This is a genomic window from Peribacillus sp. FSL R5-0717 (genome assembly GCF_038002945.1).
GTDB lineage: Bacteria > Bacillota > Bacilli > Bacillales > DSM-1321 > Peribacillus > Peribacillus frigoritolerans.
The window spans coordinates 2,984,855-3,005,734 of record NZ_JBBOOF010000001.1 but is presented as its reverse complement, the minus strand read 5'-3'; the positions used below and the strand labels follow the sequence as shown (position 1 = coordinate 3,005,734).

General features: G+C 41.3%; 16 protein-coding genes. 1 reads left to right on the top strand and 15 read right to left on the bottom strand.

Annotated features, from left to right (window positions below; translation table 11 throughout):
- Positions 1-57 precede the first annotated feature (57 nt).
- Positions 58-240, top strand: a complete 183-nt coding sequence (locus tag NYE65_RS14680; protein ID WP_034306173.1) for a hypothetical protein — start codon at positions 58-60, stop codon at positions 238-240.
- Positions 241-606: 366 nt separating this feature from the next.
- On the opposite strand, the gene NYE65_RS14675 is transcribed toward NYE65_RS14680, so the two are convergent.
- The 15 genes from NYE65_RS14675 to pbp4b all read right to left on the bottom strand — a co-directional run bounded on the left by NYE65_RS14675 (position 607) and on the right by pbp4b (position 20,843).
- Entirely contained in the window at positions 607-1,599 is a 993-nt protein-coding gene (locus NYE65_RS14675) for a D-cysteine desulfhydrase (protein WP_340861136.1), read from the bottom strand.
- A gap of 96 nt (positions 1,600-1,695) precedes the next feature.
- Entirely contained in the window at positions 1,696-2,073 is a 378-nt protein-coding gene (locus NYE65_RS14670) for a RidA family protein (protein WP_328178522.1), read from the bottom strand.
- 95 nt (positions 2,074-2,168) lie between these two features.
- Positions 2,169-3,647 (bottom strand): amino acid permease, encoded by a 1,479-nt coding sequence (locus tag NYE65_RS14665; RefSeq protein WP_095679703.1) that lies wholly within the window; start codon positions 3,645-3,647, stop codon positions 2,169-2,171.
- 229 nt (positions 3,648-3,876) lie between these two features.
- Positions 3,877-5,322 (bottom strand): sigma-54 interaction domain-containing protein, encoded by a 1,446-nt coding sequence (locus NYE65_RS14660; protein ID WP_328178523.1) that lies wholly within the window; start codon positions 5,320-5,322, stop codon positions 3,877-3,879.
- A 63-nt stretch (positions 5,323-5,385) separates the two neighbouring features.
- Positions 5,386-6,561, bottom strand: a complete 1,176-nt coding sequence (locus NYE65_RS14655) for a MalY/PatB family protein (protein WP_239860045.1) — start codon at positions 6,559-6,561, stop codon at positions 5,386-5,388.
- 243 nt (positions 6,562-6,804) lie between these two features.
- Positions 6,805-8,217 carry an MBL fold metallo-hydrolase gene (locus NYE65_RS14650; protein WP_328178524.1) on the bottom strand — a complete coding sequence of 471 codons (1,413 nt, stop codon included), beginning with the start codon at positions 8,215-8,217 and terminating at the stop codon, positions 6,805-6,807.
- A gap of 59 nt (positions 8,218-8,276) precedes the next feature.
- Entirely contained in the window at positions 8,277-9,476 is a 1,200-nt protein-coding gene (locus NYE65_RS14645; RefSeq protein WP_095679705.1) for an FAD-dependent oxidoreductase, read from the bottom strand.
- Positions 9,477-9,913: 437 nt separating this feature from the next.
- Positions 9,914-10,258: a thioredoxin family protein gene (locus NYE65_RS14640; protein ID WP_057276072.1), complete on the bottom strand. Its 345-nt coding sequence runs from the start codon at positions 10,256-10,258 to the stop codon at positions 9,914-9,916.
- Positions 10,259-10,308: 50 nt separating this feature from the next.
- Positions 10,309-10,569, bottom strand: a complete 261-nt coding sequence (locus tag NYE65_RS14635) for a hypothetical protein (RefSeq protein ID WP_340861135.1) — start codon at positions 10,567-10,569, stop codon at positions 10,309-10,311.
- Between the two features lie 715 nt (positions 10,570-11,284).
- On the bottom strand, positions 11,285-13,012 hold the full coding sequence (locus NYE65_RS14630) for a glycine betaine ABC transporter substrate-binding protein (protein ID WP_340861134.1): 1,728 nt from the start codon (positions 13,010-13,012) through the stop codon (positions 11,285-11,287).
- Positions 13,013-13,016: 4 nt separating this feature from the next.
- The gene (locus tag NYE65_RS14625; protein WP_340861133.1) at positions 13,017-14,222 is read right to left on the bottom strand and encodes a quaternary amine ABC transporter ATP-binding protein; all 1,206 of its coding nucleotides are present in this window, start codon (positions 14,220-14,222) and stop codon (positions 13,017-13,019) included.
- A 993-nt stretch (positions 14,223-15,215) separates the two neighbouring features.
- On the bottom strand, positions 15,216-16,613 hold the full coding sequence (locus NYE65_RS14620; RefSeq protein ID WP_082196652.1) for an amino acid permease: 1,398 nt from the start codon (positions 16,611-16,613) through the stop codon (positions 15,216-15,218).
- A gap of 324 nt (positions 16,614-16,937) precedes the next feature.
- Positions 16,938-18,455 (bottom strand): histidine ammonia-lyase, encoded by a 1,518-nt coding sequence (hutH, locus tag NYE65_RS14615; RefSeq protein WP_034306584.1) that lies wholly within the window; start codon positions 18,453-18,455, stop codon positions 16,938-16,940.
- Positions 18,456-18,570: 115 nt separating this feature from the next.
- Positions 18,571-19,020 carry a hut operon transcriptional regulator HutP gene (gene hutP / locus NYE65_RS14610; protein ID WP_328178528.1) on the bottom strand — a complete coding sequence of 150 codons (450 nt, stop codon included), beginning with the start codon at positions 19,018-19,020 and terminating at the stop codon, positions 18,571-18,573.
- Positions 19,021-19,469: 449 nt separating this feature from the next.
- Positions 19,470-20,843 (bottom strand): penicillin binding protein PBP4B, encoded by a 1,374-nt coding sequence (gene pbp4b, locus NYE65_RS14605; RefSeq protein WP_340862131.1) that lies wholly within the window; start codon positions 20,841-20,843, stop codon positions 19,470-19,472.
- Positions 20,844-20,880: the final 37 nt, after the last annotated feature.

The window sequence follows — 20,880 nt, the reverse complement described above, 5'->3', positions numbered from 1 at the left end:
ACGAATTAGTTATGAATACATGCGTTACGAATTTATGATATCCAAGGTGGAAAAAGGATGAAAATGTTTAAGTTGATTGAAGATGTTCCATCTGCGTATAAAAAAGGGACAAAATTCTTTTTAATATCGCATTCTGAATTCATTGGCGTGAAAAGTTATGTATTACTGGCAGAAGATTTAAAAGGAAAGATCGAAGTAACGGAAGAGGAATTGAGGAGTAAATTCGTTACCATCCACTGATTTAAAAAGCTCCATTTAGTTAAGCTGGAAGCTGCTTAGCCAAATGGAGCTTTTCCTTTCCAAGCCGCTGGGATTGAACCGGCGACTGAAAAAAATGAATATGCGGAAGGAAAGGACATGTACATTATGGTGAATGTTTTCTTAAAAACTATGATTCTAATGAGCCGGAAATTTTCATCATATTCTATCCCACAGCAGGAGAAAGCATTGTTAAAGTCCATGAAGTTCATTCATATCCTATTTGGTATGGCTTCATGGGGCTGATTCATATATCTCTTTCAAATAAATGCATCTTAGAATAGAAGCTCCTTTGCTTCTATTTTATTGTTTTTTTGATTCACACTATCGCCATATAATAATCAAATTTCAATTAAAGAGAGAAGTATTGGCGTATAACGATGAAGCTCCACCAGAGTGAACAAATAGAATGTTATCCTCAGGCTTAAAGGTGCCTTTTTGTATTAAATCGATGAGTCCCGCTGCCGCTTTTCCCGTATATACCGGATCCAGCAAAATCCCTTCCGTTCTTGCCATAAGCTTGACGGCTTCCACCATTTCAGGTGTAGGCAAAGCATAACCCGGACCGACATACTCATCAAAGCACGTAACAGCCTCACGAGGAATTGAATTTGGAATGCCGATGTGTGCTAAAGATTCTTTAACTAACTGATAAACTTTCTCTTCTTGTTCAGCTTTTCCTCTGCTTACGTTTATTCCAATTACTGATATTCCACTTTGGTTTCCATGAAATCCGGCCGCCAAACCAGCATGCATTCCTCCGCTTCCGCTTACACAAATAACAGCTTTCAAATCAATTCCTTGGTCAAAGGACTGTGCCAAGATCTCCTGTGCGCAAGCCACATATCCCGTTGCACCAATGACATTCGATCCCCCAACAGGAATGATGTAAGGACTATGTCCATTCTCTGTTACCTCTTTAGCTATTTTCTGCATTTCTTGCATTAAGTCAGCTCCATTAGGCACGACTTTGATTTGTTCGGCGCCCAATAAATGATAGAGAAAATAGTTACCGTTAAAATCTGGTTCAGAATTCGAAATACCCTCTTCCAACACAAGTATGCACTTCATTTTCTCTTTAACCGCTGCCGCTAATGTTAAACGGCAATGATTGGATTGAATGCCTCCACATGTAATTAACGTATCCGCGCCTTTTTCCAAAGCATTTGCAACAAGGAACTCTAGTTTTCTTGTTTTATTTCCCCCAGCCGTCAGACCAAGTAAATCATCTCGTTTAAGATAAATAGAAGGGCCACCAAGAACTTCGGAAAAATGATGTAATTTCTCAATGGGTGTATCTGTTGGTGTATATCGCTGTCTAGGAAATTGTGCTAAATTCATATTAAAACTCCTCAGATATTTTCTGTTTAAGACTGGCCATATTTACATTAAAGAAAGTAGAATATCAATCTGCCTTCCCTTTTCAATTATATATAATTAAATAATAGCCAACGCTTCTATTTCAATAAAAGCATCTTTAGGTAAACGAGCAACTTCAATCGCACTTCTTGCTGGATAATTATCAGAGAAAAACTCTCCATATACCTGATTCATCACGGCAAAGTGATTCATATCGCTTAAAAAAACCGTTGTTTTTATTACCTGCTGTAAGCTTGATCCCGCCGCTTCTAAAACCTCCTTAAGATTCTCCAATGACATCCTTGTTTGATCCTCTATATTATCAGGCATTTCTCCTGTTTCAGGATCAATTGGGAGCTGCCCTGAAGTGTACATTATATTTCCTGCCTTAATACCTTGTGAATAAGGACCGATAGCCTTTGGGGCTTCTTTTGTTATGATTGCTTCTATTATCATATAAACCACCTCATTTTTTTGTAATACTATAAATACGGAATAGAATTAAATTTCCCTTTGAATAAAACGCTTACATTCATCATAAGCCTTTCCTCTTATTCTTTGCGCTCAAAATCACACTCCATCAGAGGAACTATTTTTGTTTTCTTAATGATTTTATAACCAAGCCAGAGAAGCAAGAAAATAGGAAGACCTATATACGTGGCGATAATTTCTGCCCAGCTAATTTGATCTCCATAAAAAAGAGTCTGCCCAAAAATGAAAACCACAAAAAATAACAGCGTGATAACCGGGCCCAGCGGGTACCATTTGGCTTTAAACGGCAATTCATTTAGATCTCTGCCTTGGGCTACATAGGCCTTACGGAAGCGGTAATGACTAACGGCAATCCCGAACCATTTGATAAATCCGGTAAGGGCTGAAGCATTTACCAACCAAATAAAAACTGAACCATTTCCAAAAAGTGAAGCCAAAAAAGAGGCAAGTCCTATAAAAGCAGTTGTACAAAGGGCCCACATGGGAATTCCCTTCCTGTTAAGCCGTGCAAAGATTCGTGGTGCCTTTCCTTCTTTCGCCAGTGCCCATAGCATACGTGAAGAAGCATACATTGCTGAATTTGCTGCTGATAAAACAGATGTAAGAAGCACTGCATTCATGACGGAAGCTGCAAATGCCAGCCCAGCTCTCTGAAGAACAAGCGTGAAGGGGCTGATAGATACATTTTGAACCCCGGATTTAAGCAGGTTTGAATCCGTATAAGGGATAATCAAACCGATAACAAAAATCGTCAACACGTAGAAAATAAGGATTCGCCAGAAGATTGACCGAATGGCTTTCGGTACGTTTTTCGATGGATTTTCGGTTTCACCGGCTGCCGTCGCAATCACCTCAGTTCCCTGGAATGCAAAGCCCGCGATGAGCACAACACTAAAGATAGATACAAGCCCGCCATGGAAAGGAGCATCTCCTTGGGTAAAGTTACTGAACCCGACCGTATGTCCTCCCATAATTCCAAAAATCATGGCAACCCCAATAACGAGAAATACGATGATCGAGATGACCTTAATACCAGCAAACCAGTATTCACTTTCCCCATATGCCTTGACTGATAAAACATTTAAGATTAGCAACAAACCCAGAAAAAGTGCGCTCCACAAGATAGAAGGTGAGTCCGGAAACCAATACTTCATAATAAGAGTAGAAGCCACCAAATCTGCAGGAACCGTTATTGCGGTTGTATACCAATAGTTCCAACCTAACGCAAAGCCTAACGCAGGATCAATATACTTTGATGCATAGATGTCAAAAGCCCCCGGGACCGGTAAGAAGGCCGATAGCTCTCCTAAACTATTCATGACAAAATAGACCATGATTCCTACCAGAATATATGCAGCAAGCGCTCCTCCCGGCCCCGCAGTGCTAATCGTCGATCCGCTGGATACAAACAATCCAGTTCCAATAGCGCCACCTATAGCCATCATCGTTAAATGTCTGGATTGCAGCTTCCTTTGTAATGATCCTTTTGAATTTCGCTCTTCTAGGGTGTTACTTATCTCTGCTTCTAATTTCCCCATAGTGTATCCCCCTTTTTACTCATAGTTCAAATACTTTGTATGGAAGGCTCATCTGGCTGTTCTTTTGAATAATCTATTTATGATTATTTAGAGAACTTTCAGTAAATTGTTAAAATACCTCTACCTTCTGCTTTTGTCCTCACAAAAAACTCAGGCGAGTTGATATGAGCACTCTCTCTTTCATTTCAAGTAACTTTAAATGAGTAAAATAGAAATCTTTTAAACGAAGTTAACATAATTGGTATTTTTCCAACTTGCGATAAAGAGTAGACAGGCTAATCTTTAGTTCCCGGGCAATTTGTTCTTTATCATTTCGATATTTTTCAGTCAGAAAATAGTTCTGGATTACTTCTTTTTCATATTCAGAAATCATTTCTTCCAAACTTAACCCTCTACAATCGGCAGAGAGATGATCATGTTGAAAGAGATAGTCAGGTAAATCATGGAATTCAACGATATCTGATTCAGCCATATTGACCATATATTCTACGGCGTTTTCCAACTGGCGTATATTCCCCGGCCAATCATAGCGTATAAGCCATTGCTCCAGCATGGGGTCAAGTCTAAGTGGATACCTTTGCATGACCTTACAATGTTTATGAATGAAATGTTCGAGATACAAAGTGATATCATCACGCCGTTCTCTCAAAGGTTTGGTATGGAGAGGGAGGACATTGATACGATAATATAAATCTTCGCGAAAGGTACCATTTCGCACCATTTCCTCTAAGTTTCGGTGAGTGGCTGCAATCACCCGTACATTAATCTCGATTGCTTTTTTTCCACCGATTCTTTCAATCTCTCTTTCTTGTAAAACCCGTAATAACTTTGGCTGCAAGAAAAGCGGCATATCACCAATTTCATCAAGAAAAATGGTTCCTTTGTGCGCTAATTCAAATTTCCCCATTTTCCCATTCCGATTCGAGCCGGTAAATGATCCGCCCTCGTAACCAAACAACTCACTTTCCAACAAGCTCTCAGGTATGGCTGCGCAATTTACTGCCACAAATGAATGCATTCGGCGCTTGCTTTCAAAATGAATCGCTTTGGCTAATAATTCCTTTCCCGTACCGCTATCTCCCCTTATCAAAACAGTGGATGGGCTGTTTATAATCCGTCTAGCTTTTTTAATAACATCTTGAAGCCCGGAATCTTTCCCAAGAATGTTTTCAAAAGAAATAGCTTTTTGGGGGATCGGTATCTCTTCTTGAATTTTGCAACCCGGTTCTTTATCAGGGTCCAGCATTGCTAATTTATTGACTAACAATGTACTAACATTGCGTAGAAACTGGATCAGATTCTCTGATTCTATAATCATTTTCTCCTTTTGTTCATGGGAAAAACCAATCATGCCGATGACGCCAACTGGTTTGTCTTGCTTTACAATAGGAAACCCGATGGTAGCGAGTTCTTTGCATTGATTTACGAATTTACAACTCCTACACTGAGACTCATCTTTTTTCACATCGTAAACCACTCCAGGCTCCCCTGTTTCCAATATCATTCTGAAAAAGGAGCCTTCCGGAGCCGTTTTGCCAATGAGATCTTTATAGTAGCCAGTTCCACTAATACGAACGCCCTTTTCATCAAGCACGGTTATATCCAGACCAAGGATTCCTGCTGTGTTCTCAGCGTAATCTTGAATAAACTGCTGCATGCCGATAAAGCCTGCCATATTATCCTCCTCTGCTATTGCGCTTTATGAAATAATAAAATAAATTTATTATAAAATAAATTTCTACGCTTTGCACAAAGAGGAGACAGCTTTTTCTATGCCACCCAGAGCATTTTTCAACATCGAACGTGGACAAGCAATATTGAGCCGCATAAACCCTTCACCTTCCCTACCGAAAATCTGCCCTCCATTCATTGCAACCCTTGCTCGGCGCAACATAAATTGATCCATTTCTTCAACTCCCAATTCCCGGCAATCAAGCCATACAAGATATGAGCCTTCAGGCTGGATGACTTTGATTTGCGGGATGTTTTTGCTGAAGTAATTCAGAGTGAACTCCAAATTCTCCTGCAAATATTCAAGAAGCTGATCCAGCCATTCTTCTCCGTGTCGGTAAGCAGCCTCTAACGCAACAACGCCAAATATGTTCGGCGAACCAATAGATAATGTATTCAGTTCTCGATCATACCTATCGCGCAGTTGCTGATTTGGAATAATGATACTTGACGTCTGTACACCCATCAGGTTAAAAGTTTTGCTTGGCGCAATACAGGTAAGAGAATGGTTCGCAAACTCTTCTGATATAGAGGCAAAAGGAATGTGAGTATGTGTCTTATAAACAAAGTCAAAATGAATTTCATCTGCGACAACGAGAATGTTATGCTTCATACAAATCTGTCCCAATCTCGTCAATTCTTCTTTGCTCCATACCCTTCCGATCGGGTTATGAGGACTACACAGAATCAACATTTTTACCGATGAATCTATCTTTGCCTCTAGATCTTCGAAATCTATGGAATAACGCCCATTTTCAAGCTTAAGCGGGTTGTTTACAATTTCACGGCCGTTCGCTTGGACTACACGAGCAAAATGATGGTATACAGGAGGTTGGATAACTATTTTGTCCCCTGTCTGCGTGAAGGACTGAATCGCCAACGATAGGGCTGGAATCACTCCTGGGCTGTGGGTAATCCATTCTTTCTCAATGGACCATCGATGTCTTCTTTTCAGCCAACCAACAATGGATTCCATGTACGAGTCCGGTCTAAGCGTGTAGCCATAAACACCGTGCTCCACACGTTGTTTTAATGCTTCGATGATAGGTTGTGGAGACTGAAAATCCATATCGGCCACCCACATCGGTATAACATCCTTTACGCCAAAATGATTTTCAAGATCATCCCACTTTTCGCAGTCAGTGTTCAGTCGACGGATTTCTTGGTCAAAATTATATTTCATCGAGTATCTCTCCTTCTCATGTTTGCTTGTGTACCTTGCCTCTTTTATATATGCAATTGTCATGCCAACCCATTTCTCTTATAAAATCTCCTTATTTTCTTAGAAGATCTTGTTTGATTACCCTAAACACGTGATCTTTTTTTTAAAAACCCTTTCATCCCAAGCAATAGCACTTTTGCAATCTTAGGAAATATTTTCCCATGGATGATAAAATCAAAAGATTTCATTAAGATTTCTGGTGGGTCACAATTTCTTCCGTTTTCGCCATTCCTCATAACCGCCTACAAGGCTTTGTACTTCTTTAAAACCATGAACTTGCAAAATGCTTGCAGCGATGGCCGATCTTCCTCCGGTTTTGCAATAAACCAAAATGGGTTTATCATGTGGAAGTTTAGGTGCCTGTTCTTGCAAATGGCCAAGCATGACATGATTAGCTTGTGGAAAATGGCCTTCCTGCCATTCGGCCATGCTTCGGACATCTAGCACATAGATGCTTTCTGTTTGAATTGCGTCATCTATCATGTCCATTGTCACTTCTTCATATTTCATAACATGTGAATCAGTTTCGCCAGCCTGCTCAATGATATATGGGTCCAATGTTGCAATGACGCGATCCAACCCAATGGACTGGAGATCTTTTACAATATCTGCAACATCATCATTGCTTGCCAAAAGATATATAGGCAAGTCATAATCCAACAGCCACCCCGCCCACGTTACAAATGATTTGTTATATGGAATATTAATTGAGCCTCGTATATGCTTGGTGGCAAATTCACTGGCCGGACGCGTATCCAAGACTATTCCCTGTTCCGTCCACTCCTGCACAATATCAATTGGGCCCACCATTGGAAGTGGTGCTGCTATCCTTCGGATTTGTTGCGCTCCATCTTTATTCAACCGCTTCATCATTGAAAAATAAGGGGGTGCCTCAGGCTGCCCAGCCAACAGCGCTTCAACAAAGAGATTTTCATCATTATATTGCAGTGCCCAATTTGTCCGTTTTTCATAGCCGATGGTTGACGACGGGATCGCACCTAGCGCTTTACCACAGGCACTGCCCGCTCCATGCCCTGGCCATACTTGCAAATAATCTGGAAAGTTTTTAAATTGTTGCAATGACCGAAACATCATGCGTGCCATTTTTTCTGAGGAACCATGTACCCCTACGGCTTTTTCTAATAAGTCGGGACGCCCCACATCACCCACAAATACAAAATCTCCGGTAAATATGCCGAGCGGATCCTTGGTAGATGCCCCCCCATCTGTTACGAGCAGCGATATATGCTCAGGTGTGTGTCCTGGTGTGTGTACCACCTCAAAATGGATATTTCCAATGGCAAATACATCTCCATTTCTCAGAAAGCGGTGGTCATACCCAGTTGCGTACTCATATTTCCAGTCCGGCCTTCCTTCATCAGACAAATACAATGTCGTTTCAAGCCTGGAAGCCAGCTCCAGCGAACCAGACAAAAAATCGGCATGGATGTGTGTTTCCGTTACGCCCACGATCCTCACACCATGTGCTCTTGCCGTTTTTATATAAGGTTCTATATTACGTGACGGATCGACAATTATCGCTTCACCGGTAGCCTGACACCCCACAAGGTATGAAGCTTGAGCCAGTTTCTCATCATAAAAATACTTCAATAGCATAAATCCTTCTCCTTTCAAGCACCTCGGATACTTAGGTTGTGTTATGGCTGTCAACGTTTTTACATCTTTCCTTTAAGCATTCCGTTCCAATACATAATGGGAAGCAAGTTTTTCTTTAATAAATACATACTGAACCTCTCACGGGATTGATCGATTGGAAAGGTTTCTTGCGGCTGTAAATCATAATTGAACTCAGCCAGTATAAGCCGCCCATATCCGGTAACAAGCGGACATGATGTATAGCCGTCATATTTATGAACCATAAGTTTGGCACGCATCCGATGAAGCAAATTTTTCACAAGCACTGGCGCTTGTTTACGAATCGCAGCCCCCGTTTTCGATGTAGGCAGGTTTGTGCAATCACCTATGCCAAATATATTGTCATAGTGTTGATGCTGAAGTGTATATTTGTCCACATTCAGCCACCCATTACTAGCTGCGAGCGAACTATTCTTGATAAAATCAGGAGCGCTCATCGGTGGTACCACATGTATCATGTCATAATGCATATTCACGCGCTCTTTCGTGTTCAGGTTTTCAAATGTCGCTCGCTTATTCTCACCATCAATTTCAATAAGATGATGCATAAAATATGTCTCTATTTCTTTTCGTTCTATTATCTTATTTAGTGCCTGTTCATATTTTTTCACATTGAATATGGATGGGCTACCTGAAACAAAAATAACCGAAGATTGCTCGCGAACTCCTGATTTTCTGAAATAGTCTTCTGCCATATACATAATTTTTTGAGGAGCCCCACCGCATTTTACCGGCGTGTTCGGGTTGGTGAAAATGGAAGTCCCCCCTTTGAAGTTTCTGATCGCCTCCCAAGTGCCATCAACATAATCATAAGAGTAATTACTACATACACCATTCTTTCCAATACTCTCTTTTAAACCTTTGATTTTATGCCAGTCAATTTGAATCCCGGCTGCGACAACTAGATATTCGTAGTGCAGTTTCTTTCCGGATGCTGTTACAACAGCATTTTCATCGGGCTCAAAAGTGGTTATCGCATCCTGAACCCACACGGCTCCGCTCGGAATAACGGATGCTTCCTCCCTTTGTGTCACAGTTTTGTCAGCTTCGCCAGCTCCCACAAGTGTCCATAATGGCTGATAATAATGTTTTGTCGCAGGGTCAATGATGGCAACGTTTCCACTCAGAGTGCGAGATTCACGCAGGAGACGAGCTGCAACCGTAATTCCGGCACTGCCCCCTCCTACAATCAAAATTTTGTAATGTGTCTCATTCTTCATATTTGCCATTCTAATCTCCTCATCTCAATTTTATATAGTAGCTCACCAATCTGACACTTCAGCATTTATGATTAGCATATAAATGGAGACCAACATAACAACACGGAAAATACATAATGGAGCTTACGCTGCTGTTTGCTTAAGAGCACTGCCAGCCAAGTTCTGACTGTTCCGCCGACAACTCCCCCTCCAACAAATGCGAGCATAATCCCCTAAAGCAAAAAAGTTATATTAAAAGTTATATATTCTTCTATTCTATCCCTACACGCTGTATAGTTCCTATGCAAAAAATAAGTTGATAAAACCGGTGATTTTGAATATATTGCCAATAAATATTGAGTAACTACTCAATATTTATTGGCTTCAGATTAATGCTGGTCTCTGATTAATGTTACAAAGTAGAGCAGCTCTAATTGAGTTTCAGTATTAGTAAATGATTATCTTTTTAATTTTCCACTTTCCTCCACGATTTGATTGAGAAACTGTTCAACCTCTTCCTGGCTTTTTCCGACTTTACTTACAAAGCGATTAAGTTCCTTCCCTTCTTGAAAAGCAATAAAGCTTGGGATTCCAAACACATCTAGCTTCTCTAATAGTTCCGGAAAATGGTCTCGATTTACTGCGATCATATCTATCTTTTCTTTATACGCTTCTTCTACAATCGGCATGAATAAATTGGTATTCTGACAGTCTGGGCACCATTCAACATAAAATTTGGCAACAACTGGTTTTGTTGATAAAATCGCCTCGTCAAACTCTTGCTTAGTTTTGATCTCTTTCATTATTACAATCCTCCCTATATTTTGTTCTTAATGTTATAAGATTGTCTCCATTACTTGATCGCTCTTGCATCAAGATATCTTTCGTAATCCAGAGCAGCCATAACAACCACTTCCTGCAGCAGTAATTGCTTGGCCGTATTTATGATCTTGAACACCCCACAGGTAAATAACCAGGAATATTTGTTTGTACCAGGATTCACGATGTATATTCCATATCGTCCGTAAATTGATCCATATCCGCCGAGCAAACCAAGTACGAATCCGACAATAGTTCCTGAAACAATGGAGAGGAGTAATTTAATAGTCGTCATTCTCTCCGAGACTCTTACCAACAAAGCCGAATAGTTGGCTATTCAGCTCTCCCTCCTTTCTTGACTTACTCTTATTTATATAAGCAAAAACCATGCCAACTAATTTCTCCTGTAAAACCGCTTGTTTTTCACACCCCACACTTTATAAATTCTCAATTTTGCCACCATTCCCCTTAAAAAGACCTTCTCATCAAGCTTGATGCCTTCTCAGAAATGGGAACTATTTTTGCACCTGTAATAAACTCAACTTGTATAAAATGGTTCTTTAACATGTCGGTTAACAAGAATTTCTATTTTCGCTTCGGTTACTGAAATAGGATACATAACAAGTAATGTGTTAACTCTAATGAAAGAAAAAATCGCCCTCAATTTATTTGGGCGATTTAACGTCACTGGTAACTGGATGTATACTGTCGTCCTTCAGTTCAATCCTAAGCCACGTTCAAAATTAAGCTGGATAGGTCTTACATGAAAAGAATTTGCGGCTAACTACTGACGTGCTTACATCACGTTTATCTTCAAAAAGCTTTATTGAACACCTGCTTTTTGCGTATCACTTTTTAAACCAAATCGCTGACGATATGACTAATCCTCCTCCAATTTCAAACGTTTGACTTCTCGCATTAATTCTTTGCCGCTTTTTTTCCATAGAAAAATCCCCTTCCCTTTAAAATAAAAAAAGCGGGAATTTCATTTCTGAAATTCCCGCGTTTCCTTATTTCAAGTCTTCAATCGAATCAATATCGACGTAATCAGGAACGACCAGACCATTCTTTGTTCCCTTTAAGTTTGGTCCAAGATCAACCATTTCAGCTTTGTACTTATTATAGTATTCAAGATGTGTTCCCGGGAGCCATGCGGCCACCATGGCGTCCGCACTTCCGTTTGCAACGCCGGCAAACATTGGCCCTACTTCGACCTGACTCAATGTTACATCATAGCCATTCTGCTCCAGTACCTTGCCAATCACATTCGTACTGGCAATTTCAGTGTCCCAGGCAACATAAACCAGTTTGATTTTTTCACCATTTCCTGATTGTGCACCTTGGGTCCATTTGGACACTTTGTCCTGATTTTCCTTTATCCATTTTTCTGCTGCTTCTGAAGGAGACATTCCTTCAGCAACTTGGACCATTACATTTTCCATATCTTTAGTATCCCAGAAGAATTGATCAAGGATTTTATAAGCGCCAGGGGCATCCTGTTCAAGGCCTTTTCTGGCAATCGAATTAATATTTTCAGCCCCGCCAAAGGATTCATTCGGATCTTTTAGATATTTCAAGTCATATTTCGAGAACATCCAATGTGGAGACCAGCCAGTAACGACGATTGGTTCTTTTTTATCAATTGCTTTTTTCAATTCTGCAACCATCGCTGCAGATGACCCTTCAACCAACTTCCAATCATCCAGCTTATAATCATCTATAGCCGTTTTAGTCAACTTCATCAACCCTGCTCCAGGTTCAATTCCGATGATTTCATAATCGGCTTTGGCAGCAAAACTATTTTTATCCCCGTTCACAGCCGTATCCTTTGTAAAAGCACTGAATAGTGCAGAACCCACAACAAGTAAAGCCAAAATCGTAAAAATGATTTTTCTGCTAACGATATGTTCGTAAGCTGGTTTACGAAGGTTTTGCGTGATACGATCGAGAATGATTGCAATGATTACGATGGATAAACCTGCTTCAAATCCTTGCCCAACATTTATTTGGCTGACAGCCCGGTAGACATCCGCCCCAAGTCCGGGTGCTCCAACCAATGAAGCTGTAACTACCATGGATAGTGCCAGCATGATACTTTGGTTAACTCCTGCCATAATAGTTGGAGTAGCCAACGGTATTTGTACCTTGAATAACTTTTGGCTGCTGGTTGAACCAAAAGCATCAGATGCTTCTATCAAATCATTAGGAACTTCCTGAATCCCAAGATTGGTCATTCGGATTGTCGGTGCAATCGCGAAAATGAATGATGCGATGATTCCAGGCACTACCCCTATTCCAAAGAATAAAATCGAAGGAATCAAATAAACGAAGGCAGGCATCGTTTGCATGAAATCCAAGATCGGGGTAACGATATTGCGCACGGTTTTATTTTGGGCACACCATATTCCGATCGGTATCCCGATCACGATCGTCAAGACTCCTGACAATATAACGATTGCCAGTGTTTGGATGCTTGATTCCCAATAACCTAGATTATCAATCAATAGTAAGCTAATTAATGTAAATAATCCCAATGGCCATCTGCTTGTATAGGTAACCAGAAGGGTAAGGACTATGATTAACACGATGGAAGGTCCAGCACTCATTACATCGACCAGGATATCCAGTAGTCCCTCGATCACATTCGTAATAAGTGTAAATAATCCAGCAAATACAATAGTAATCCAATCCACTAAAGAATCTACCCATGCTCCTAGTGGGATTTTCGGCATATTCATTGAATTATTCACTCTCCATTTCATTCAAGGAATCTTTATTTCCGGCTAAAGCACCGATGACGGCACCGCGAAGAAGAATTCCTTTAATTCTGTTCTGATCATCGATCACTGAGATCGGCAAGCTTGAAGTCGCCATCACATCCATGAGGTTTCCAAGTAATTCATCCTCTTTTACAGTTGGGATATCAGTTGTCATCACTTCAGAAATCGATTGGTTATTACTCATTGCCTGACGTGCCTGTTCAGCAGTCACGGCCCCCAATAACTTCTGCTTCCTATCCACAACGAAAATGCTGGAATACCCTTGTTTGCGCATGATTTCCAAGGCAACCCTCGGGCCTCTGTCCACCGCAATCTTCTCTGGGCGTATCATCACATGAGACGCTGTCAATACTTTTGACAGATCAACATCTTCCACAAACTTCTCGACGAATTCATTGGCTGGATTCATCATGATTTGTTCAGGGGTACCCAATTGAATGACGCTTCCATCTTTCATAAGGGCAATTCTATCCCCGATTCTTAATGCTTCATCAAGATCATGGGTAATGAAAATGATCGTTTTTTTGTACTGATCTTGGATTTGAATCAGTTCATCCTGCATATCCTTACGAATCAATGGATCAAGGGCACTGAAGGCTTCATCCATCAGTAGGATATCCGTATCACTGGCGAGTGCCCGGGCTAACCCAACCCTCTGCTGCATACCGCCGCTAAGCTGTGATGGCAGCTGATTTTCGTAGCCTTTCAATCCAACGGCCTCAAGAGCCTTCATCGCATTTTCATGACGTAACGCTGGATCTACTTTTTGAATTTCGAGCCCAAATTCAGCGTTTTCCAATATCGTTTTATGCGGGAATAAAGCAAAGTTCTGAAATACCATGCTTATTTTCTTTTGTCTGACTTCCCTTAACCGGGCAGCGTTCATCTTCACGATATCTTCGTCATCAATTAAGATTTCACCCAAAGTGGGATCGATCAAACGATTGAACATGCGAATCAAAGTTGATTTCCCGCTTCCGGATAGGCCCATGATGACAAAAATCTCGCCAGGATAAATCTCGAAATTAACATTATTCACTCCGACCGTTTGTCCCGTTTCTTTCAAGATTTCCTTTTTCGATTTGCCTTGCTTCAGTAAGTCTGTTGCTGCTTTTGGAGATTTGCCAAAAATTTTCGAGACATTTCTGACTTCTACATACGGCTTCATCAAGTCACCTCATTCTAATAGTTGCCCATATGATATTCAGTTTTGCTGAATTCCCCCGTTTTATGCGAGTAATGATTATTAATGCACAAGTATCTTGAAATAACCGAAATTCTACCCCTTCAAAAAAGCGGAAGTGACACTTATTTAGTGGCACAGGGTGTACGTGTATAGAAAAATAATCTATATTTATTATTTCCAAGAATCCATTCTTTACTTGGATTATATTTTGTGTGATAAATTGAGCATTTCAAGTAGAAAAAAAGAGGTGCAATCACAACTGAGGAAACTAGCAGGCACAACATATACCAACTGTAATATAAACGATTTCCACTTAGAGTTTTGTCCTGATGATGGACTTACGACTACCCTCTAAAGTACTTCATTTCCTTTACCAGGTGGAATGATACTTGCAGTGCAGTATAACACCAAAACGCATAGAAATATGATTATGGGATTCCCAATAGTCTATTTTAAAGCTTTGCAGGGAAAAGAGGTGCAATACAACTGAGGAAACTAACAGGCACACAGCATATATCAACTGAAATATTATGGTTTTTTATTTTAGGGGTTTTGTTCAGTCCCAACACTTGGAATGAACCTGTATCCCTAAAGTACCTCATTACCTTAACAAAGAATGAATATAAGTTCAAATGATGCGGGACGGAATTCTTGCCTAAAAAGCCCATTTACGCCATCGATTCTAAAGGTTACGGAAGATACCAAAAACCTTGATATACCAACACTTCGGCTTCCTATAATCATAAACTCCCAACATCGGCCACAATTTTTTTTCAGTTTTTTTAATTCTAAAATCATCCAAAAAGTGGGAAAGGTGATTTTTCGCTTAAAAATCACATGGCAAGATTGGGATTTCACACATTTTTTTTAATGGTTATGTTTTATGCAGCCATATAAGGAAATGTGTCATATATACAGAGAAAAACCTTGAAACAACCATTTCATTTCAAGGTTCATGCATATTATCGATACAAACTATTTAGCATTCCTATGTTCATCAAAATCAATTTGGCATTCCTCTAGCGGAGTTACTTTCGTTTTCTTTATGAACTTATAACCAAGCCACATCACCAGGAAAAATGGGATGCCAAGATAGGCAGCGAACACACTGGCCCAGTTAATGTCATCGCCAATAAAGGCTTGATAGTTTTGCGCCAATAATACGAAGAAACAAAGAGCAAAGGAAAATATCGGGCCGAAAGGAAACCACTTGGATTTATAGGGAAGATCATCCAGTGAATACCCTTGAGCAATATAAGCCTTTCTAAAGCGGTAATGGCTTGCCGCTATACCGAGCCAAAATATAAATCCAGTGACTCCAACCGCATTCATAAGCCAAATATAAATGACTCCATCACCGAAAATGGAAGCAAAAAAGGCCAACATCCCTACAAGTGAAGTGACAACCAATCCCCAAATGGGAACGCCGCGTTTGTTAAGTTTGCCAAAAATACGCGGTGCCAGCCCTTCTTTTGCCATGGAGTATAACATTCGGCTTGTCACGTAAAGACTCGAATTACCTGCGGATAATACGGCTGTCAAAATGATGGCATTCATCACGGAAGCAGCGAACGCCAGTCCCACTTTTTCAAACACCATCGTAAATGGGCTAACCATGATCGTGTGTCCCTGCAGACTGCCATTCGTATAAGGAACGATCAATCCGATAACCAATATGGCCAGGATATAAAAGAGGAAGATTCTCCAAAAAATGCTGCGAACTGCACGTGGTACATTTTTTGCCGGGTCTTCACTTTCACCTGCTGCAACACCGACTATTTCTGTACCTTGAAAAGAAAATCCAGCAGCAATGAAAATACCCAATGTTGCCAAAAAACCACCGGCAAACGGAGCGTCACCAACTGTGAAGTTTTTAAAACCAATCGCCTCTCCGTTCATGATCCCGAATATCATCAATATTCCGACAACTATGAAAATGATGATGGTCGCCACTTTGATGAGGGAGAACCAATACTCCCCTTCGCCATACCCTTTAACGGATACGTAATTCAATAAGAATATCAAAACTAAAAACAATGAACTCCATAAAAAAGACGAGCTGTCAGGAAACCAAAACTTCATAACCATCGTTGCGGCAGATAGTTCCGCAGCAAGAGTCATTGCCCAAGTGAACCAATAGTTCCAACCAAGCGCAAACCCTAATGCCGGGTCGATGAAACGCGAAGCATAGGTACTGAAAGCGCCGCTGACCGGCATAAATGATGCCAGTTCTCCAAGGCTTGTCATAATAAAATAAACCATTATGCCAATTACGGTGTAAGCGACCAAAGCACCGCCAGGCCCCGCAGAGTGAATGGCCGGCCCGCTTCCGAGAAACAGCCCTGTTCCAATTGCACCGCCCAGCGAAATCATCGTAAGGTGGCGTGCTTTTAGCTTCCTTTGTAAAGTATTTGACGGCTGGTTTTTTTCATTTATGACAGGTGGTTGCAATTGCCGATTTTCCAAATTAGATTCCCCTCCAAAAATGCATGTTTAATCTAGCACGAATAGGTAAAGTCGATCATTCCATAATAGTCATTTCCTGCATTTATTACTATTTCAAGGTCATTTTCTCTAATGCTTAGACCTTTTTTGGATTTCTGGGATCTTTGTAGCATCTACATAAAGGTGTTAGGCTTAAAGCCCAAGTCAAAGGGCTATAAGCCTAACGTTCATTCGGATATTCCGAGCTTCATATTATGTTGTAGGTAAACTCCTATGAATAAATGAATTCCAGTCAATTTGCAGTAACCAGCTTGCCGTTGCTTCAATATCCTTTGAAAAGATACGATCTTGTGTAATGCTTGGAATGAGCTTTCTTGCTTCCGTATAAAACTCTTTTGTAAACGGGGCCATCTTCTCTATTCCACGGTATTCAACCGCTTGTAAGGCACAAATGAGCTCAATCGCCAATACGCGGCGAACGTTTTGGATGATTTGATGTGCGTGCCGGGAGCCAATCGTTCCCATACTTACATGGTCTTCCTGGTTTGCTGAAGATGGAATGGAATCAACGCTTGCAGGATGTGCGAGTGTTTTATTCTCAGAGACTAGGGAAGCTGCACAATATTGCATGATCATCGCTCCAGACTGCAAGCCAGGTGAAGGGCTCAAGAATGGCGGTAAATCATTGAGCTGAGGATTGACGAGTCGCTCAATCCGGCGCTCTGAAATATTTGCAAGCTCGGCAACAGCGATTTTCATGAAGTCCATCGCAAATGCAATCGGCTGTCCATGGAAGTTCCCTCCTGAAATAACCTTTTCCCCATCGTCAAAAATAAGCGGATTATCCGTCGCTGCATTCATTTCAATTTCCAATTTTTCTTTTACATAATCAAGAGTTTGCCATGATGCCCCATGCACTTGCGGGATGCAGCGAAGGGAATAAGCATCCTGAACCCGCAGTTCTCCTTGCTTGGTGATGAGCTGGCTGCCGCTGATCATGCGGCTAATCCGTTCAGCGACCTCTGTTTGCTGGCGATACCCCCGTGCTAGATGAACATCCGGATCAAAGGCATCTTCAATGCCGCGTAATCCCTCTAAAGTCAGTGAAGCAATCGCTTCAGTTTGATGGGCCAGCTGTTCGGCTTCAATGTAATTTACGAGGCCCATCCCCGTCATGGCCTGTGTTCCGTTAATTAATGCAAGACCTTCTTTTGCTTTAAGTGTCACTGGAAGAATGCCTTCTTTCGATAAAGCTGCGATGGCCTCCATTCGCTCTCCTTTATAAAACACTTCCCCTTCTCCCATCAATACTAGCGCCAAATGCGAAAGCGGCGCCAAGTCCCCGCTTGCCCCAAGAGAACCTTGCTGAGGGATGACCGGGTGGATATGAGCATTCAAAAGATCGATCAAACGTTCAATGACGATAGGACGGACGCCGGAGAACCCTTTTAATAGCGCGTTGGCACGGAGAAGGACCATAGCTCTCGAAACCACCTCTGGAAATGGTTCCCCGACTCCGCACGCATGGGAATGAATCAAATTCCACTGTAGCTGCTCAGCGTCCTCTGCATCAATCAAAACATCGCTGAACTTTCCAAAACCTGTTGTGATGCCATAGACGACTTTCTTTTGTTTCACGATATTTTCAACCGCTTCGCGGCTTTTTTCCACTTTCTTTACACTCTCGGCTGAAGCAGAGACAAATGCTTCTCCATACAATACTTTTTTCGCTTCTTCAATCGTTAAAGTTTGACCCGTTAACATAATCATTTCCTGCACCCCTATTCTTTTTTTTAAACACACAAAAGGAGGCCATATTGACAGACTTATCCAGTCTATCAATACAGCCCCCTATTTCACTAAATAACTATAGGCTTTTAATTATTTAAATGTGGTTAATTCCCAAACCGACGGCTTCATGTTCAAATCCCCGAACCGGTGCTCCAATCGTTCCATACACGGCGACAGCAATCCATTCACCTTCGGCCCCGTTTTTAAACGGCCTGCCCCGAACGATTGCAAACCGAAGGCCCGCAGTCCTCAAAAGACCGCCAAGCTCGACTTGGCCGCGTGTCACTCCTTGGAGTGCTTCGATGATCGCATGATACAGCGCATGCATTTCACGATACATATCGGGATTGACCAATCCAAGTCTTTTCGCAGATGTCTCAATGGCCGCGACTATTTTCTGCAGCTCCATTGAACCGACTTTACCTTTTCCATAAAGCCAATCCATCCGCTTAAGTTCATTCGTCAATACGACTTCTTCCTCTTCGTCCGCAAATGCGTACATGATTGCATGGCGCCCAATTCTTCTGTCGAATTCCTTTGTCATGCAGGTACCTCTTTTACAATTTTCTAAATACACTAATAACTAAATATATTGTAAGCGGATACAGGCTGTTCGGTCAATATATTTTTTAAAATAGTTCTTTTAGGGGGATGATTCATCACTCCCGAAAGCAGTCGAACAACCATGGCAATAACGCCCATACAAAGGTCCAGATCGTCCCGGATAACTAGATTAATGCCTTCATGAAATTGTTCGGTTCCAAGAATTAATGACAATTAAACATGCCGTTCGCATCATCGTTGTATAAAATGGGGAAATCATCGAACAAGGTGCCCATGATAATTTGCTCCATCAAGACGGAGCATATAAAAACCTGATCCTTGCCCAAACTGTATAGAATAAAGCTTCCAGACATTCTGATAGAACAAGAAAAAAGGCCTCCCGACATTAATGGGAGGTCTTAAACTTTATGGAGATATCCGTATATCCGTTTATTCATTCGTTTCCAATGCTGCATAAATCGCAGTTACAACACTTCCATAGCTTCCTGTTTTGAAGAGGTCGCCAAAAAACTGATTGGAATTGGCTACAGGATTGACGAGCGGAGAGTGCTTTTTATTAGTTAGTAAAACGATCCCTAAATCTATTTCCGGATCAATGATCGTGACCGTCCCGGTCCATCCAGTATGACCATAGGCACTGTCGCTTGCGAGAGGACTGAACATCCACTCCATGCTAGCATCGCCATTTCGTCTCCAACCAAGACCATATGTAGGATTCATCTCCGAAGGTGCGACGAATTCATCGATTGTTTCTTGATCAAACAACGTATGTTTACCGTATCCCCCGCCATTCAGCATCACCTGCAGAAGGACGGCCATATCTTTCGTATTGGAGAAAAGGCCGGCATGCCCTGAAACGCCCCCCATCGAATAAAAGGCTTTTTCATCATGCACTTCCCCTTGAAGTGTGTATGTACGAATGTTAGGGAAATCTATCACGCCATCCCGGGTGTTGCCAAGCAATTCGGTTGCGGCAAAATCCCTTGGCTTAAAGCCTTTTCGCAGAGGATTGAACTTAGTATTTTTCAACCCAAGCGGCTTGTACAATTCATTTTCAACATAGACATCAAGCTGCTGACCCGTTATTTCTTCAACAATGGCACCAAGCAGCATATAATCCACATCACTGTAGACATTCTGTGTTCCAGGTACATACGTGAGCGGTGTCTTGGAAATGAACTCGATGGTTTTATCCCGCTCCTGGGAATATAGTTCTTTCGAAACCTTTGGATTATGGTATTGCGGATCGGGTCTAAACCCTGCAGTATGATGTAGAACATCAATAACCCTCAGATTGTCCTTTCCTTTGATCACATCCTCCTCCGTGTCTTTGAATTCAGGAATGTATTGCTGCACTCTTGCCTGGATATTCAGCTTGCCTTCGCTGACTAATTTCTGAATGGCAAAATTGGTTGCATACATCTTCGTGTTTGAAGCAAGGTCAAATAACGTGTCATTTCCCATTTTTTGAAACTTCTTAAGAGGTGTATGTTCATTAAACTTCTGTTTATACCCGTAGCTTTCATTTTTAACGATCTTTCCGTCCTTTATGACAATCAAGGCAGCACCAGGGAAACCGGCTGCCACTTCCATTTCAATGAGCTGATCCACTTTTTCCAGCTTTTCAGACGAAAATCCCGCTTCTTCCGGTTTATTTACTTTCTTTAATATTGGATACTGACTGGCAGTCTCCTTACTCACAGCGGCTTCATGATTTGAGTTTTCATTAGCAAAAGACACGGAAGGTGCTAATAAGGAAAGTGCCAGAATTGAACTCAGTGTGCAGCTTGTCCATATATTCATCATTTTCCACTCCTTTGAAATCACTTTAAAAAATAAA

Bases quoted from the DNA above. Each gene is read 5' to 3' on its own strand.
- NYE65_RS14680 (WP_034306173.1), top strand. From the start codon at position 58: ATGAAAATGTTTAAGTTGATTGAAGATGTTCCATCTGCGTATAAAAAA.
- NYE65_RS14675 (WP_340861136.1), bottom strand. From the start codon at position 1,599: ATGAATTTAGCACAATTTCCTAGACAGCGATATACACCAACAGATACA.
- NYE65_RS14670 (WP_328178522.1), bottom strand. From the start codon at position 2,073: ATGATAATAGAAGCAATCATAACAAAAGAAGCCCCAAAGGCTATCGGT.
- NYE65_RS14665 (WP_095679703.1), bottom strand. From the start codon at position 3,647: ATGGGGAAATTAGAAGCAGAGATAAGTAACACCCTAGAAGAGCGAAAT.
- NYE65_RS14660 (WP_328178523.1), bottom strand. From the start codon at position 5,322: ATGGCAGGCTTTATCGGCATGCAGCAGTTTATTCAAGATTACGCTGAG.
- NYE65_RS14655 (WP_239860045.1), bottom strand. From the start codon at position 6,561: ATGAAATATAATTTTGACCAAGAAATCCGTCGACTGAACACTGACTGC.
- NYE65_RS14650 (WP_328178524.1), bottom strand. From the start codon at position 8,217: ATGCTATTGAAGTATTTTTATGATGAGAAACTGGCTCAAGCTTCATAC.
- NYE65_RS14645 (WP_095679705.1), bottom strand. From the start codon at position 9,476: ATGAAGAATGAGACACATTACAAAATTTTGATTGTAGGAGGGGGCAGT.
- NYE65_RS14640 (WP_057276072.1), bottom strand. From the start codon at position 10,258: ATGAAAGAGATCAAAACTAAGCAAGAGTTTGACGAGGCGATTTTATCA.
- NYE65_RS14635 (WP_340861135.1), bottom strand. From the start codon at position 10,569: ATGACGACTATTAAATTACTCCTCTCCATTGTTTCAGGAACTATTGTC.
- NYE65_RS14630 (WP_340861134.1), bottom strand. From the start codon at position 13,012: ATGAATATGCCGAAAATCCCACTAGGAGCATGGGTAGATTCTTTAGTG.
- NYE65_RS14625 (WP_340861133.1), bottom strand. From the start codon at position 14,222: ATGAAGCCGTATGTAGAAGTCAGAAATGTCTCGAAAATTTTTGGCAAA.
- NYE65_RS14620 (WP_082196652.1), bottom strand. From the start codon at position 16,613: ATGATTTCGCTGGGCGGTGCAATTGGAACAGGGCTGTTTCTCGGAAGC.
- hutH (WP_034306584.1), bottom strand. From the start codon at position 18,455: ATGATTATGTTAACGGGTCAAACTTTAACGATTGAAGAAGCGAAAAAA.
- hutP (WP_328178528.1), bottom strand. From the start codon at position 19,020: ATGACAAAGGAATTCGACAGAAGAATTGGGCGCCATGCAATCATGTAC.
- pbp4b (WP_340862131.1), bottom strand. From the start codon at position 20,843: ATGAATATATGGACAAGCTGCACACTGAGTTCAATTCTGGCACTTTCC.